Genomic DNA, 13,323 nt, shown 5'->3' with positions numbered 1-13,323 from the left:
CTCGAACCCATTGGATATATACCTCCGGCAGAAGCTGAGGCAAACTACTGGCAGCTACTCGAAAGCACTGAAAAGCGAGCGGCTTGAACTTAAACCAACCAGCCTCCACGAAACCCGGGGCGGTTCACTCCGACGAATATCACCCGGCACGACTGATTCTTGATGAGCCCGAGCGTTATGCCGTTCAGATCCTGTGCCTCATCCGCAAGGATGACATCGAAGCGGTCCCCCAGGTCCGGTTTGCTCAGGTAGTAGAGCTTGAGGTAGGCGTCGTGCAGGTGCGGCACGGTCGTATCCTCCGGATCGATCATGCGTCGCCAGACCTCCCTGGCCTGCAGGAACACCTCGGCGATGAACGCCGGCGGCATCTCGACAATAGGTCGTCCGTTAAAAAGCGGCAGGTGGTCCTCGTGGAAGTCCTCCCGGTCACTGCAAAGGTACGCATTGACCGTAGCGATGACCGCGTTGATGAAGGCCCAGTCACTGGTGCCCAGTACGGCGCGCATGTCTGCCGGGCGCAGCGAGGCACCGAGCTTGTGCTGAAAACGCCGGCCTACTGCCTTGAAGGCCAGCTGATGGGAGGTCATGCATTTCACATTGGACGGAAATCGTGCCTTGCCCTCGTCTGCAATGCTCCTGTTGTAGGCGACGTACAGAAATCTCAACCGGGGATACCGCTTGGTATAGCCCTCGAGCGAAGTCGTCTTGGAGGCCCCAGCAAAGGCTTTCACGCGTATGCGCGGCGCCTTGCACTCATGGAAAGCCAATTGCTCGGGTGTCCACTCAAACGCCATCGCTGCATCTCCTTCGTAGGTTCAGGAATGCTATGGGCTACCCGGCCGTCAAGGCGCCGAGTTCCACCCCGTTGCAGGCGTGAATCGCGAAAGACGCGTGAGGGCGCTGGGGTAGGATTTGGTTTTCCCTAGGGCCAGTGACGCTATGCGAGGATTTATCAGGTCAGGCGTAGCGAGGCGCTTTACTGGCACCGTCCGGCGTCTCGGTGGCACTTCACATGTGGCCCTGCGCCTATGGGTGTTGGCCCTCGGTTTTGTCCCGACTCATTCAGGCGCCCATGCCGCTCCAACCAGTCACAACACCGGCTTCGAGCTGCAGGATCACCGATCCTATAGCGAGGACGCTGATGCTTTAGAGGCCGCTCGTTTTCGTGATCGCGCGTGTAATGGCGACGCTGTCGCGGCGGTAACGTTGGCTCGGATGTATCTGTCGGGCAACGGCTGGTTTGAAGAAGATCCAGCGCGCGGGAAGGCCTTTCTAATGTTGGCAGTGTATGGGGGTAACTACCAAGCCGCCGCTGATTTAGCGGTGGTGATACTCAAGGCGTCGCAAGATGATCCTGCGCTCCAAAAGGCTGCTAAGTGGGTGAAGGTAGCACTCTACGATGCTCCAACACCGCAGGCCCTAATGGCAGCAGGTGTAGTAAAGATGATAGGTCAGGGTAAGGATCTCGCGCCCGCCTATCAAGATGGTGTTCGCTGGTATGTAACGCACAAAGGGAAATCCGATGGATATGTTGATCCGAATATTTGCGGATATAAGTAAAGCGATGCGGCCAGTCATAACCATTGGCCTTTTGGGAGCATCCTGCGTCGCCTGGATAAAGCTGAGCCCTGTCCCCGCTCCTGGCCTAGTATTGGTTGGAGGGCTTGCGATACTTTTTGCGCTGGTCGCGACTATCGCCACCACGATCTTCTGCATCGGGCGATATTTGGACACACCCGCCAATAGAAGAGGTTACCAAGCCTTGTGCAGCGCTGCGTGGCACTCTCCGGCCGATGACTATGACAGCAGCGCCGACCTCATCATCGAGATCCTGTCAAAACAGCCATTGAGCGAGAGGCACCTCGGCAGCTGCTGGACGTTCGATTACGTGAGCGGCCTATACCCACGGTACAGGGGGCAGGGCTTTATCATCCCAAATGCCAGCGGGATAGTTTTGGGCGTTGTCACGGGTCTGCCCGGCCGGTGGCACCAGTCATCTTACGTGCAGGCGTCTGCCTCCTTAGACGGCAGCGTTTACTCTATCGAGTCCGCGATTGGCCCTTTGCGCTCCTGGGTAAAAGCCGGCTCTAAAGTCGCACTGGAGCTTGATAGCTCCGAGCCAGTGATTCACGGTGGCCCATTTCATAGGCTCCAAATACGTCGTAGTGCAGTGCCTCCGGTATTACGTCGCTTCGCAGGCGAATCTGTTAGCGGGTAGGCCGATTCCTTTTAGCGGATGTTCGACTCGCCAGTGTTTGGCAGAGACGCTCGTATTCCTCTTTGCTACCCGCATTGAGCACTGCACGAAGGTGGAACCGTTCATGCTCCTGGTTCCCCGCTGCGATCTTTTGATTAGCCTGATCCGAATCGTCCATGCCCGGCCCCAGCAGGATCATCAATTCGCAATAGCCAAGTTTTGCCAGATCCGTTGCGGACACAGAAGCCCTAGCCTTTTTCACGGTGTGATTGCTGCTCATGAGCGTGCTCGCGCTACTTGGTAGGAGGTCAGTCTATCAGCGGATGGTAAAACGCAAGCGGCGCAACTAGACCCTGGTGTCGGTTTCCCAAATTATTGCGGGAATTTTGGAAATAGATGCGACTACGAGGATGGGAAAGGCTGACGGATTCCAAATGTGCTGAAGGTCATGGTTCTTTTTCCTGTTGCGTGGTGTTGCGCGCCGGCATGCAACAGCCGGGCGAATTCCTACAACTTCTGATGGATCAAGGTGAGCACTTCGTCAGCGCACTTTGCGTAGGCCGACGACATGGCGCGACCGCGATCATCGTCGCCAAGCCCTTCGTGCTGCTGACGTTCACGAAATGCATCAAGCGCGAGTCGTACAGTCATCGCCTGCGCGTCAGTGAGTGCAGTACCTTCGATTACAATTCTTGCTTCTGCCACGGCCTGTTCCTGTCGATCCTGGGGAGCAAAAAGCGTCTCTCTTTACGGGCTTAGCCCGCACTGGGCGGGCTGATGGGGCAGGCGGTTTCCGTGATCAGTTGGCTTTCAAGTAGCCCATGAGCAGCGCCTGCTGCTGGAGCAGATTAACGAACGCAGTTATGTCTACTTTGTCGCCAAAGGTCGGCCATGATGTACCAAGGAAGAAATGTGCTGCGGCAAAAGAGAGCGCATCGCCAGCCTCGCCATTAACAGCAAGACTGATCCGTGCCCGCGGGTAAAGGCTCAGCACCTCACTGACCTGCGCTACAGACCAAACAAGGCCTGTGGTTTCCGCAAGAAATTCAGCAGCAGAGCAGAGTTGGCTTTCAGACGGTTGCGCGTCACGGTTCTTGAGATAGTCAGCTACGCCTTCGCGCTGCATGCGGAACCAGTAGTGAAGCCCGTCTTCGAGCTTGCCATCCTCTTTCTGAGCAAAACGCAGCGCTGTTTCTGGTGATGCAATGAACATAGTGATTTCCTAGACGTTGAGGCTTGCAGGCGAGTCGGCAAGCTTGAACCGATAGGAGACAATCGGCCCATGATTCACACCACCCCAAAACGTTGTCCCGGCCGATTTTTGATCCGGCACTACGAACGTGCGAAGGAACAGGGTTAGCTCTTTGGCCATGTCCAGCAACCAAGTCGGCTCGTACTCGGGTTCGGGTCGATCTGCACCGCCAAAAAGCAGATAGATGCGTTGCTGCGAAACCATCCATGCAACTCCCACATTTTTGTGGTCGCCAAGATAGTGCAGGCACGCGAGTTCGAACGCTTCACCCTCGGCTGCGCCTAGGCCGTCATTCAAAGCATGCCGGTATTCGGAAAGCATGACCTCTGCCTTCGCCTGAGCATCACTCAAAGGGCTTTTGCCTTTGCCACTGGATCGCGACTCCGCGCCAATGACGAATGTACCTACTGGAGTATTTTTCATCGTGGTTTCCTATGAGTTAGGCACGCTTACGCCATGCCTGCCGAGCGCGCTGCAGGTCGATCATCAGGCGGTCAATGTGACCATCTGGTAGCAGCTGCTCGTCGCGAAGGGCGGACAGATACCCCATTGCCTCGGACTCGAAGTGGTCAGCATCCCGCTCGGTCAACGCACCTACGACACGCCCTACCCGCTCTTGGGCACGCTGAAGGGTCACCTCAAGTTGAGAGTTTCCAGCCATTCAGCACCTCCGTTACCATCGTTGTTTTTCCTATTCGTGGCCGGCGGCGCTGGCATTTGCTTTAGCCAACTCTTCCGCTTCGCGCTGGGCGTTGTATTTCTGGATGGCAGTGATGGTTCTATCCAGCGCCGCCAGTGCCCAATCGGGGCATGGCCTTTTCGACTTCGCGTCTTCCTTTGCCACCCACGACCTCACGGCGCGCACCGAGCATGGCCGTTTAGTAGCGAACGCCACCAGTTCTGCGGCCTTGTCTTGTGTGATTGAATGCTGTTCCAGCAGCAACCGGAAGCGGGCACGGTTATCCATGGTGCTCCATTCGTTTAGGCACTTGTGCCTATTCAAGAATTAGGCACAAGTGCCTAAGCTGACAATCAGATATCCCGAAGTCGCTACGTTCGCCTATGCTCGTCTTTCCTAAGCAGCGGCGCTGTGCGCGAGGCGACTGGCCCGCAGCGCGAGTTTGCAATGGTAGTCAGCTCCTGTGCAGCTGGTCTCCAGACGAACCACCTCGGCCAGCGTCACGCTGTGATTGCCGGCGCTATGGATGGCCCGGGTCAACTGCTCGCACATGCGTACAGCGTAACGAGGCACTTTGTGCTCCGGGTGCCGCTCAAGATTCTCTCGTGATGCCCGGCGCTCGGCCAGGGCGAGTCGGATGATCTCGGCGAACGGTTCGTACTGGCTATGGATGGGCATGGCTGTCTCCTTCATTTCAGCCCGAAATGTCGCTTCAGCTCGTTGATGCGAGTAGCCCGCCGGTGATGTGCATCGGCAGTAACCTGGTCTGCCTGGATCACCCCATGAGCGACGGCCGCGGTGTATTGCTCGTCTTGGATCACAAGATTCAATAGCTCCTGGAGCTGACTCCGCACTTCGTCGAATATGGCCATCCAGATTTCCTATCCATTTTCCTACTTGATCTGAGACAGAGCGGCGGCTTGAACTAGCGCTTCGTATGCGAGGCGGGCGCTGGCTAGCTCCGCGGCTGCGGAACTCATCCCAGCCGGCTGCGCTACCAGAAGCGCCTTGATCGCATTGTTCAAACGATCCCAAGCGCTGAGCATCTCTGCGTTCATTTCGTTTTCCTTACTCAAAGAGTGCCTGCACACGGGCCAGCACTTCGTCCATTACGACCTCGGGCACCGCCTCCACGCGCTTGGCGCCGCGAGCCTCAAGGTCAACCGTGCGAATCTGGTTGCACAGCACCACACCTTGAGTTTCGGTGCCGCTTCCGCTCAAGGTCACGGCGAAACCGGCGTACCGGGCGAAGTCGCCCCCTTGGGTGATCGGTGCGATCACTGCCAGCCCGGTGGCGTTGTAGGCCGCTGGAGTCAGTACCAACGCTGGGCGAAAATCGCCCTGCTGCTCTCGCCCCTCGGTGGGGTTCAGGTTCACCCGCACAATGTCGCCACGGTTGAATTTGGCTCGCTTCACGCTTCACGACCTACCGGCTTCATGGCATTCCAACCCGCAAGCTCTGCCGGCTCCGGCGCGGACAAGTCGCACTGCTGCATCAGGTCCGCCAACTGATAACGCGGCTTGGCTTTCGCCGGCTTGAGCGTCATAACCTCGGCAGACACGTCCAATTTCAGAACGTCGCCGCTGACCAACTTCATGAGCTTGAGCACGGTAGCCGGCAGACGAATCGCCGCACTGTTGCCCCACTGCTGAACTTTGACTTCCATAAGCACCTCCGTAATGTATAGCCATTGTAGATACTTGCCACTCTATGCGCAAGCACCAATGTAGAAACATAGTTTCTACAAAGCTACTTCAAAGGCTCGCCGTATAGTGTCCGCATTTATCGCCAGGTAAGGCTTGCTGTGGTCGAGCTGGGCATGCCCGAGAATCGTTTGAACAATGTCCACATCGCCAGTCGCAGCCAGCACCGTGGCGGCCAGCGTGCGCCGAACGCTGTGCGATGAATCATGCTTGATACCCGCTTGCCGGTAGATGCGGCTGAACGTCTGTTGCAGCGCGTCACAGGCCCGGTACACCTCCGCCCCGCCTTCCAAGATCCGATGCTTGAACGCCAGTTCAAATGCCTGACCCTTGTGGGTAAGAATCAGTTTCGAATCAGGGCGTAACCCTCGATATTCGGCGGCACCCGAAAGTCCCCAGCGGCGCCTTTGGCGCAGCGCAAGCCATTGCTCCAGAGCGACCAGGCACCGGGGATGCGTCAGGTACACTTTGCGCGCACGGCAGCCCTTCGTGATCGAGGGTCGCAAGTACAGTTCGGGCCGGACAGCCCCGCTTGGAAAGAGCACGTCGGCGACCTCCAGCTGGGCCAGCTCGGTGACCCTCACGCCTGTGGTGTGGGTGATCCAGACCAGCAACACGTCACGCTCTGGCATACGGCCAGATACGGACGCTACTCGTACCAAATGTTTGAACTGTCCAGGGCGAAGGGATGCAGCACGACGGGGATTCATGGCAGGACTCTCTGTTGGGATTGAACGCGGATCGGGATCGATCCTTAGAGAGTCGGCAATAGGCCTCCTAGGAAGCCTATCACTACCGATTTCGCAGTGTTCACGGAAAATGTCGTAGGCAGTCGCAGCTATTGCCAGTAAAACCTAGTCCGGCCGCATTAATTGTCGCGGACAGTCGCAGCTATTTCGAAAACCGAGTGCCGCAGATTTAGAACTTCGCGAGTGCTGTGTCGCATTTATTTCGGCAACCGACACCTGGCGTTATCGGAGGTAGTTGCATTTTCAAATATGCCTATACCCTGGAAATGAACGCTATGAGGGTTGAAAAATGGCAGCTATTCAGGGAGGCTGGCGAGAGCCTCTTCCGCCCCTCTTGCAGGGTGCGCAGCTATTACTGTCGGAGCGCAAAATCGCCACCGATGTACCCGTACCGCTCCACGGGCAGGTCGACCAGGTATTCCTCGCCCGCGGCTGGTTGATCCTGGTAGACACGAAGCGGCGCAAGCAGGCTCGCGTTTTCGCCAAAGACGTGGTTCAGCTGAGCGTCTACGCCACGATCCTTGCGCGGCAAGCGAGCGTATTCGCAGGGCAGAACTATCCTGTCGCCAGTACCGCCTTTATCCGGTGCGTCACGCCTCACGGCACAACCTACATTGAGGTCAGCCTGCTTTCGACGCGGGAGGTCATCGCGCTGTGGAATCGGTATTGGATGCTGCGTCGCGAAGGTCTAGCAGCCAGGCCTACTTGCCCTCAGCCTCCGGTATGCGCGGGGTGCAGCAAGAAAACCCAGTGTCCGAGGGGAAAGGGGCTAGGTAGCTCAGCCTAACCGCTGTGCAGCTCGTTCGTATCGCGGATGCTCAGTGGGCGGCGGCTTGAGCTGCAGGCTTGCCGCCGGCCACTGCTATCAGCTCATTGCCACTTTCCGTACCTGGCTGGGACAGATGGGCCGCAGCCTGGGCAGACAACTCCAGGAACGCCTGGTACTCGGCCGTGGATAGATGAAGGGCAACGCGGTCATTCTGCGGGTCTGGCACGGCATTCGCGCGAAACTGCTGGGCCAGCCCCGCGATGTGATGCGTGAGTTCAGTGACGAACTTCTTACCAAACCGACGGGTTGGCACCTGCAGGTGGCGACTGGTGATAGGGATTTCGGGCGCAGCGGCAGGTGTTTGCACGGTCTTGGCTGCTGGCTTTGTCGCACTATCGGCCTCGATTAACGCCTGCCATTCGAGGCGCGCGCGCTCCTGCGCCTGCAGCAGTACTTCTTCGGTTTGCTCACCGTACCGGCGCCAGACGTCGAGGGCGAGGTGAGGCTTCACTACCCGATCCGCAATCATTCGCTGCACCGCGCTAGGCATACGAAGCAGGGCGACGGCGTCTCGCACATGAACCGCGGTCTTGCCGATTTCGGTGGCTACCTCCGCGGTGGACCAGCGTTCGTCCAGCAGCCGTTGATAGCCTTGCGCACGCTCGATGGGTGTCAGGCTGAGATGGTCATCGGAGTTGAGCAGGTGCACCGTCGATCGGGCTCCGCGTTCGCGAACTTCGATCACCGCGACACGCCTGATCATCGCGCCCTGTTCTCTTGCGATAAGCGCAGCGCGCAGTCGGCAGCCGCCTTTTCGCAGGAAGCAGCGGCCCCCTTTTACCTCTACCCTGATCGGCTCCATCTGCTTGCACGCGTGCCACGCCTTGACCAGCTTGGCGATGTGCGCCTGAACCCGCGGCTCCTCGTAATTCCGGAGAGCAAAGCCTGGCTCCTCCTCGATCAGGGCCGGATCCAGCCATTTCAGCTGGGTCGATCCCACCGCGTTGGGCGTCTCTGCTTCGATTTTTTCGCAGAAACTTTCCAAGTTTTCGATACCCGGATCCGCCGGTTCAAACTCTTCCTCGAGATAGGTCATCACTTGCTCCCCGTGCGTGCAGCGCGCCGTGCTTTGATCTGGCGATAGGCATATTGGAAAACGAAACCGGAGATAAATTGAGCGACGATCACTGTCGCGACGGTGGAATCATTGTCGCCATAGGGCAGGCTGAGCAGGTAACAGGTGCCTGGTATGGCCACCGCCGCAAAGCCCAACAGGAACATCCCAGCGTCCGCGCGCGTACTCTTCAATTTTCCGATCTCACTCTGTATCTACCCGCATACCCTATCCCGCATTGTTGGAATGCAAGCTGCCAATCCCGCCCTTTTTGGGCGTGAACTCGAGCCTACCCAGGCACCTGGGTATTTAGGCTCTCCTGAACTGTTCAGGGAGAGTCCCGATGCGTTTCTCGAAAATCGTCTTCGCAGCGTTCGCCGCCCTCGCGGCTTCCTGCACGAGCCAGTCGAAGACTGAAGGTGTACAGCCGCTGCCGACCACCTACGTTCCGGTCCGTCTCGCCCACGAGTTCTATAGCAGCTGGGGGCACGACGGGCGCGGTGGCGCGGCGCTGCGTAAGCCGGCCTATCAGCATGTGATGGGCAGCGAAGAGATGGTCATGACCACCCATGGCAATTATCTCGCGCTGCAGAACCCCAACCAGGCGACTGGTACGGGCAGCAGCGTGCTGGTCACTGCCGTCAACAGCGGTGTGAACCGGGCGATCGACCAGGCGCTTACCGTCGTGCCGCCACCCTCTACGCCCATCTCTAAGCCTGTCTCCCCGGCGACCGAGGCAGAATATCTGGTTGCCTACCGGAAATTCTGCGCCGGCGCCGGTATGGCGCTTACCGAGCGAGAGTGGGAGCTGGTAGCTAAGGGTGGGCCCCACGGAGTGCCGCCGTCATTGCGTGGAAAATGCATGCGCGGCAAATAGCGCCTAGGTACTGCGTCTGGCCGGGAGATTCCCGGCTATCGGCTGAAGAAGAACGTATAGAGAGGGGTGCCGTAGCTCCACACCCCGATCATCACCCCAAGCGCTATGCTCCCGGCGGCAGCGATTGTCAGCAGCGTTGGCGAGATTCCAAGCACCTGCTGGAGGTTCGATAGCACCGAATTAAGGCCTTTGGTACCAAGTGCAGCTACTGGCGCTTCGCCGGGTCGATCCGTGGTGCGCGAAGGCGACCTGCTATGGGTTACCTTGACCAAATCAGCGATGTCCCCAAGGGTTTGGGTGCCGGCGGCAATGCTCTGATGGGCCGCGCGGAGTGAGTCGTCGTCGAGGGTTGAGGCGCGGCGACGTCGGGCGGAAGCTCTGGTGCGATCGTTCATGGCAAGACTCATGCTGACTGAGCCTTGAGCCTATTGGAACGCTGACTGGCCTTGGCCTGCTATCCGCGCCGTCAATGGGCTGCAATTGGCAACTCGACAGCGAAGCTCGGCCGCATGATGCCTTCAGACCGGAGATCATCATGCGTTTTTGGAAAAGACTTTTCGCGCCTAAGGCGATTGCCGCTCAGCCGCTGCTTAGCATCCGCGACATCCAGGAGCTGGATGTCAGCGCTCCGGAGATCCAGCAGTTCATCCAGGCCGGCGATGAGGCGCTGCTACGGTACCCGCCGTTCCAACGAGGATGGCCAGCCAGAATACCGGGCGCCCAGCTCCTCAAGCCCCACAGGGCGACAATGCAGAAACTCGCCAGCGGCGTTCGCATGCCCGCCGGTAGCTTCGATCGGATGCTTCTTCCCGTATTTGAATCGTTCGCGGACTTCGTCCACCTGCTGCCGGCTTCGCAATCTCATCACCACCGAGGCCCGGGCGGCTTGCTTGCCCATTCGCTTGAGGTGGCGATGTTCGCCTTCAACAGCTGCAAGTGCACTGCTTTCGATTACTCGCTTTTTCCCGCTCAGCGCCTCGTGCGGGAGAACCGCTGGTACGTGGCGGCGGTCATCGCGGCGCTGATGCACGATCTTGGGAAAGTGCTCAGTGACGTCGTCGTCGCTGACGAACGTGGCGATCGCCGCTGGGATCCGATGGGCCCACCTATACCCGCCTGGGCACAGGCGAACGGAATTGATCGCTACTACCTGACCTGGAACCCGGATAGGCATGACGTCCACCGGGACCTATCGGCCACCCTAATCGCACGGTTCCTTCCCCAGGAGCTGCTCGTTTGGTTGCGCGAGAGCGGGCCGGACATCTACAGCGAAATGGTCAATGCCATGTCCGGCCGCGACGATAGCAAACGGCTCGCTACCATCGTCGCTGGCGCAGACTCGAAATCCGTCGAGTTGGATATGCAGAAGCACGGCGGCGACGCATCACGTCAGTTCGGCATGGGCACCGGCGTACCCATTCCCGCCTTCGTCCTGGACACCATGATTCACTTCCTGGGCCAGAAGGATTGGCTCGTGAACGAACCTGGTCACCGGGTATGGGTGTTGGGCGGCCACGTCTTCGTCGTTTGGCCTCAGGCGTCCACTGAGATCGCTGAGTATCTGCAGACGCAGGGCGTAAAGGCCATCCCTCGCAGTGCCGACGTTCTAGGTGGCATTCTGCTTGATCACAAGGTCGTCGAGGCGGCGGCAGACGGCTCGATTTACTGGCCCGTCAAAGTCGACAAGATCAACGTCGGCCGCGACAAGCCCATCGTCTTGAAGTGCATCAAGCTCACGAATCCTGAAGCGCTGTTCCGCTTCGATGGCATTCCCGCATCGACCGCCGGCACCGTGGGAGCGGCGCCCAGTGAGATCAGGTATGAGTTCCCGGGACAGACCGGTGCTGGTGCAGTTCTGGGTCCGGTGCAGGAGGATGATTCCCATCAGGTCGGCGCCGACTCACCGATGCAAGGAAGCGCTGCAGCTCCTGCCGCTGCTCCCAAGGCAAATGTCAGTCCCGCTAAAACGCCGGAGATTGTGCCGGCCAAGAAGGCGGACGTTGCGCAGAAAAACCAGGTAGCGCCGAAGGCAGCGGTTGTCCTCGAGCCCGCTGCCTCAGGCGGCCTGAAGATCAATGTCGGTCACTCCACTGGACAGCCGCATCTGCAAATTGCAGGCGTGCGTATCGAGTCTCCAGGCGGAAAGGTGAGCGCAACGGGGAAGAAGCTGAAAGGAAAAGAGGCAGCTGAGCAAGCTCGATCCGCGTCGAGTTCGACTACGGACGCAAAACGCGAAATGGCCGGCTCCCCAGATCGAGCTGGAACGCAAGCGGACCTGCAGGCTACCGCTTCGGCCGCCAGGGCGGTGGTAGAGGCCACTCCCGCTAAGATTGGGCCTGCACAGGATGAGGCGCCGGCCGTCCGCTACGGAGACGGCGTCTATGCGGCGGACTATGGAGACATCGATGACGAAGTCCTTCAGTTGGTCGGAATGGACATTCCTGACCGCCAGCTGCAAGGTTCCGGCGCTCCAGTGCAGACGAGCCAAGCAGTCGAAGAGGTATCACCGCTCGACCTGGTGCGTTTCAAGGATCGAATCGCTGATCGCCAGGCTGCCTCGCCGGCGGTGGCCGGTTTGACGATACCCAATGAGCTTATCGCGGCCGATGAGTTTTCCTTCGATCGCCTGCTCAAGAATGCCGCCGCCGCGGGTCTGAGCGATGTACCAGCTGGCTCACCGCTAGCGGTGCAGCTACCTAAGGAGATCGCTAGGGAGACTTTCGGAAACCAATCTGAGCGGGTCGTGGCCGATGCTTTCGCGCACAAAACCACCCCTCGAAAGGTGCAATCGCCAGAGGCGAATGCATCGGCGAAAGAATCTTTCGTGTCGCCAGCTGAAACCCCGGGCGGAGAAGAGGAGCCGGATCCGGATCACCTTGCCGCACCCCTGCAAGGGGCCTTGCGGGCACCCAGCGCTGCGGTGACGAAAGATTCTTTCGCTACCAACGACAACGGCATTGCCTTAGTGGAACAGGACTTCAGGAGCGAGGACGCGCCTGCGGCCCGCGAGAGGGCCACCGACTACGGAGCGAGCGCAGCAAAGGAGCAGAACGCACCATCACGTCATCAAGCTAATGGCCGCCCTGGCCTGAGCCGATCGGCCGCGCGAGAGCCTTCTACGACGATCATGGCTGCAGACGCACAGCCGGAGTCACGTCATCGAGGAGGCAAGGAGCGGGCTGAGGTAACGTCATCAACCCCGGCTGCCTCAACACGCAAAACCACGGATCAGCCGGCGGGTTCGCGCGGATCGACCGATCGCGCCGCGCCTGTCCCTACCACCTCCGTCGCGCCCAACAATACGATCCGGATCAGCAGCGGTGCTCAAGAGCAAGGATCCATCACTATTGGCCAGCCACGCCGACGGCAAGAGCCGGCAGAGCCGCCGAAGCGCGTTAAGGACTCACCGGTGGTCGCCAATGACGCTGCCACTCTGGGGGGCCGGGTATCCGCCGCTGAGAGCGAGGCCTATCTGGCCCTGTGGCCGACACTTGCGCAAAAGCTACGGTGGTATGCGATACCCGAAAACCACGCATCTCTTGCGCAGCAGCACGGCAAACCGTTCTGTGTGCATAGTCCCGAGGCGTTTACCCCTGAGGACCGGTCCGCCTTGCTCGACGCGAACTGGCTGTTCGACGACTTCACCGGCACTTTCACCGGTCTGCACCGTAAAGGCTTTCTCCTCTCACCCTATCTCGGTTCCATCTTGGAACTGCTGACTCTAGGTCGGTATCGGCAGTCAGCCTTCCAGGCGCGTGATGAGGGGGAATCGGCAATGCTCCGGTCGCTGGCTGAGGAAGTCATCCGCAGGTGCCCGTCCAAGCTACAGGAGGGTAAACGCCTGGTGCAGATATCGATGCGGCGCCTGACTCAGCTGAGCACGGCGTTCCAGGTCGACGAACCAACCCTCAAAAGGGCGCTAATTGCGCACTATCCCTACTTGCTCATCGGAAACAATCACGTCATTGACCTGACCGAGTGA

General features: G+C 59.1%; 18 protein-coding genes. 5 read left to right on the top strand and 13 right to left on the bottom strand.

The features are described from left to right. Window positions 1-89: 89 nt before the first annotated feature. Window positions 90-794 (bottom strand): hypothetical protein, encoded by a 705-nt coding sequence (locus QMX82_RS02345; RefSeq protein WP_282281062.1) that lies wholly within the window; start codon window positions 792-794, stop codon window positions 90-92. A gap of 220 nt (window positions 795-1,014) precedes the next feature. On the opposite strand from QMX82_RS02345, the gene QMX82_RS02340 reads away from it, so the two are divergent. Next, entirely contained in the window at window positions 1,015-1,560 is a 546-nt protein-coding gene (locus QMX82_RS02340) for a hypothetical protein (protein ID WP_143008587.1), read from the top strand. Window positions 1,561-2,207: 647 nt separating this feature from the next. Here QMX82_RS02340 and QMX82_RS02335 read toward each other — a convergent pair. Beyond that, window positions 2,208-2,477, bottom strand: coding sequence for a hypothetical protein (locus QMX82_RS02335; RefSeq protein WP_143008588.1), 270 nt, complete (start codon window positions 2,475-2,477; stop codon window positions 2,208-2,210). 206 nt (window positions 2,478-2,683) lie between these two features. Between QMX82_RS02335 and QMX82_RS02330 the strand changes: the two genes are divergently transcribed. Then, on the top strand, window positions 2,684-2,956 hold the full coding sequence (locus QMX82_RS02330; RefSeq protein ID WP_064306947.1) for a hypothetical protein: 273 nt from the start codon (window positions 2,684-2,686) through the stop codon (window positions 2,954-2,956). A 40-nt stretch (window positions 2,957-2,996) separates the two neighbouring features. On the opposite strand, the gene QMX82_RS02325 is transcribed toward QMX82_RS02330, so the two are convergent. The 8 genes from QMX82_RS02325 to QMX82_RS02290 form a co-directional block, all read right to left on the bottom strand. Then, window positions 2,997-3,410 carry a hypothetical protein gene (locus QMX82_RS02325; protein ID WP_064306948.1) on the bottom strand — a complete coding sequence of 138 codons (414 nt, stop codon included), beginning with the start codon at window positions 3,408-3,410 and terminating at the stop codon, window positions 2,997-2,999. 9 nt (window positions 3,411-3,419) lie between these two features. After that, on the bottom strand, window positions 3,420-3,872 hold the full coding sequence (locus tag QMX82_RS02320) for a hypothetical protein (RefSeq protein ID WP_064306949.1): 453 nt from the start codon (window positions 3,870-3,872) through the stop codon (window positions 3,420-3,422). A gap of 268 nt (window positions 3,873-4,140) precedes the next feature. Further along, on the bottom strand, window positions 4,141-4,416 hold the full coding sequence (locus QMX82_RS02315; protein WP_064306951.1) for a hypothetical protein: 276 nt from the start codon (window positions 4,414-4,416) through the stop codon (window positions 4,141-4,143). Window positions 4,417-4,524: 108 nt separating this feature from the next. Next, window positions 4,525-4,806 (bottom strand): hypothetical protein, encoded by a 282-nt coding sequence (locus QMX82_RS02310; protein ID WP_064306952.1) that lies wholly within the window; start codon window positions 4,804-4,806, stop codon window positions 4,525-4,527. Between the two features lie 11 nt (window positions 4,807-4,817). Beyond that, window positions 4,818-5,000, bottom strand: coding sequence for a hypothetical protein (locus QMX82_RS02305; RefSeq protein ID WP_064306953.1), 183 nt, complete (start codon window positions 4,998-5,000; stop codon window positions 4,818-4,820). A 196-nt stretch (window positions 5,001-5,196) separates the two neighbouring features. Next, window positions 5,197-5,544, bottom strand: a complete 348-nt coding sequence (locus tag QMX82_RS02300; RefSeq protein ID WP_060501497.1) for a type II toxin-antitoxin system ChpB family toxin — start codon at window positions 5,542-5,544, stop codon at window positions 5,197-5,199. Further along, on the bottom strand, window positions 5,541-5,795 hold the full coding sequence (locus tag QMX82_RS02295; protein ID WP_064306954.1) for an AbrB/MazE/SpoVT family DNA-binding domain-containing protein: 255 nt from the start codon (window positions 5,793-5,795) through the stop codon (window positions 5,541-5,543). The genes QMX82_RS02300 and QMX82_RS02295 overlap by 4 nt, the downstream gene beginning before the upstream one ends. A gap of 75 nt (window positions 5,796-5,870) precedes the next feature. Continuing rightward, the gene (locus tag QMX82_RS02290) at window positions 5,871-6,542 is read right to left on the bottom strand and encodes a site-specific integrase (RefSeq protein ID WP_064306955.1); all 672 of its coding nucleotides are present in this window, start codon (window positions 6,540-6,542) and stop codon (window positions 5,871-5,873) included. A gap of 328 nt (window positions 6,543-6,870) precedes the next feature. On the opposite strand from QMX82_RS02290, the gene QMX82_RS25885 reads away from it, so the two are divergent. Beyond that, complete coding sequence (locus QMX82_RS25885; protein ID WP_064306956.1) at window positions 6,871-7,368, top strand: PD-(D/E)XK nuclease family protein; 498 nt, start codon at window positions 6,871-6,873, stop codon at window positions 7,366-7,368. A gap of 31 nt (window positions 7,369-7,399) precedes the next feature. Here QMX82_RS25885 and QMX82_RS02285 read toward each other — a convergent pair whose 3' ends face one another. Both QMX82_RS02285 and QMX82_RS02280 read right to left on the bottom strand, forming a co-directional pair. Next, window positions 7,400-8,446: a ParB/RepB/Spo0J family partition protein gene (locus QMX82_RS02285; RefSeq protein WP_064306957.1), complete on the bottom strand. Its 1,047-nt coding sequence runs from the start codon at window positions 8,444-8,446 to the stop codon at window positions 7,400-7,402. After that, window positions 8,446-8,631, bottom strand: coding sequence for a hypothetical protein (locus QMX82_RS02280; protein ID WP_064306958.1), 186 nt, complete (start codon window positions 8,629-8,631; stop codon window positions 8,446-8,448). Before QMX82_RS02280 ends, QMX82_RS02285 begins: the two co-directional genes overlap by 1 nt. A 176-nt stretch (window positions 8,632-8,807) precedes the next feature. On the opposite strand from QMX82_RS02280, the gene QMX82_RS02275 reads away from it, so the two are divergent. Continuing rightward, a complete protein-coding gene (locus QMX82_RS02275) occupies window positions 8,808-9,341 on the top strand; it encodes a hypothetical protein (protein WP_064306959.1) in 534 nt (177 codons plus the stop codon). Between the two features lie 35 nt (window positions 9,342-9,376). Here QMX82_RS02275 and QMX82_RS02270 read toward each other — a convergent pair whose 3' ends face one another. Then, the gene (locus QMX82_RS02270) at window positions 9,377-9,736 is read right to left on the bottom strand and encodes a hypothetical protein (protein WP_064306960.1); all 360 of its coding nucleotides are present in this window, start codon (window positions 9,734-9,736) and stop codon (window positions 9,377-9,379) included. Window positions 9,737-9,876: 140 nt separating this feature from the next. On the opposite strand from QMX82_RS02270, the gene mobH reads away from it, so the two are divergent. After that, a complete protein-coding gene (gene mobH, locus QMX82_RS02265) occupies window positions 9,877-13,323 on the top strand; it encodes a MobH family relaxase (protein ID WP_064306961.1) in 3,447 nt (1,148 codons plus the stop codon).

Source organism: Pseudomonas sp. PS02302 (assembly GCF_029959585.1).
Lineage (GTDB): Bacteria > Pseudomonadota > Gammaproteobacteria > Pseudomonadales > Pseudomonadaceae > Chryseomonas > Chryseomonas aestiva.
This window is presented reverse-complemented; position numbering and strand designations above follow the sequence as displayed.

Excerpts from the sequence above, each read along its gene's own strand:
- QMX82_RS02280 (WP_064306958.1), bottom strand. The coding sequence starts at position 8,631 with ATGTTCCTGTTGGGCTTTGCGGCGGTGGCCATACCAGGCACCTGTTAC.
- QMX82_RS02275 (WP_064306959.1), top strand. The coding sequence starts at position 8,808 with ATGCGTTTCTCGAAAATCGTCTTCGCAGCGTTCGCCGCCCTCGCGGCT.
- QMX82_RS02345 (WP_282281062.1), bottom strand. The coding sequence starts at position 794 with ATGGCGTTTGAGTGGACACCCGAGCAATTGGCTTTCCATGAGTGCAAG.
- QMX82_RS02270 (WP_064306960.1), bottom strand. The coding sequence starts at position 9,736 with ATGAACGATCGCACCAGAGCTTCCGCCCGACGTCGCCGCGCCTCAACC.
- QMX82_RS02320 (WP_064306949.1), bottom strand. The coding sequence starts at position 3,872 with ATGAAAAATACTCCAGTAGGTACATTCGTCATTGGCGCGGAGTCGCGA.
- QMX82_RS02295 (WP_064306954.1), bottom strand. The coding sequence starts at position 5,795 with ATGGAAGTCAAAGTTCAGCAGTGGGGCAACAGTGCGGCGATTCGTCTG.
- mobH (WP_064306961.1), top strand. The coding sequence starts at position 9,877 with ATGCGTTTTTGGAAAAGACTTTTCGCGCCTAAGGCGATTGCCGCTCAG.
- QMX82_RS02325 (WP_064306948.1), bottom strand. The coding sequence starts at position 3,410 with ATGTTCATTGCATCACCAGAAACAGCGCTGCGTTTTGCTCAGAAAGAG.
- QMX82_RS02310 (WP_064306952.1), bottom strand. The coding sequence starts at position 4,806 with ATGCCCATCCATAGCCAGTACGAACCGTTCGCCGAGATCATCCGACTC.
- QMX82_RS02330 (WP_064306947.1), top strand. The coding sequence starts at position 2,684 with ATGCAACAGCCGGGCGAATTCCTACAACTTCTGATGGATCAAGGTGAG.
- QMX82_RS02335 (WP_143008588.1), bottom strand. The coding sequence starts at position 2,477 with ATGAGCAGCAATCACACCGTGAAAAAGGCTAGGGCTTCTGTGTCCGCA.
- QMX82_RS02285 (WP_064306957.1), bottom strand. The coding sequence starts at position 8,446 with ATGACCTATCTCGAGGAAGAGTTTGAACCGGCGGATCCGGGTATCGAA.
- QMX82_RS02290 (WP_064306955.1), bottom strand. The coding sequence starts at position 6,542 with ATGAATCCCCGTCGTGCTGCATCCCTTCGCCCTGGACAGTTCAAACAT.
- QMX82_RS25885 (WP_064306956.1), top strand. The coding sequence starts at position 6,871 with ATGGCAGCTATTCAGGGAGGCTGGCGAGAGCCTCTTCCGCCCCTCTTG.
- QMX82_RS02315 (WP_064306951.1), bottom strand. The coding sequence starts at position 4,416 with ATGGATAACCGTGCCCGCTTCCGGTTGCTGCTGGAACAGCATTCAATC.
- QMX82_RS02305 (WP_064306953.1), bottom strand. The coding sequence starts at position 5,000 with ATGGCCATATTCGACGAAGTGCGGAGTCAGCTCCAGGAGCTATTGAAT.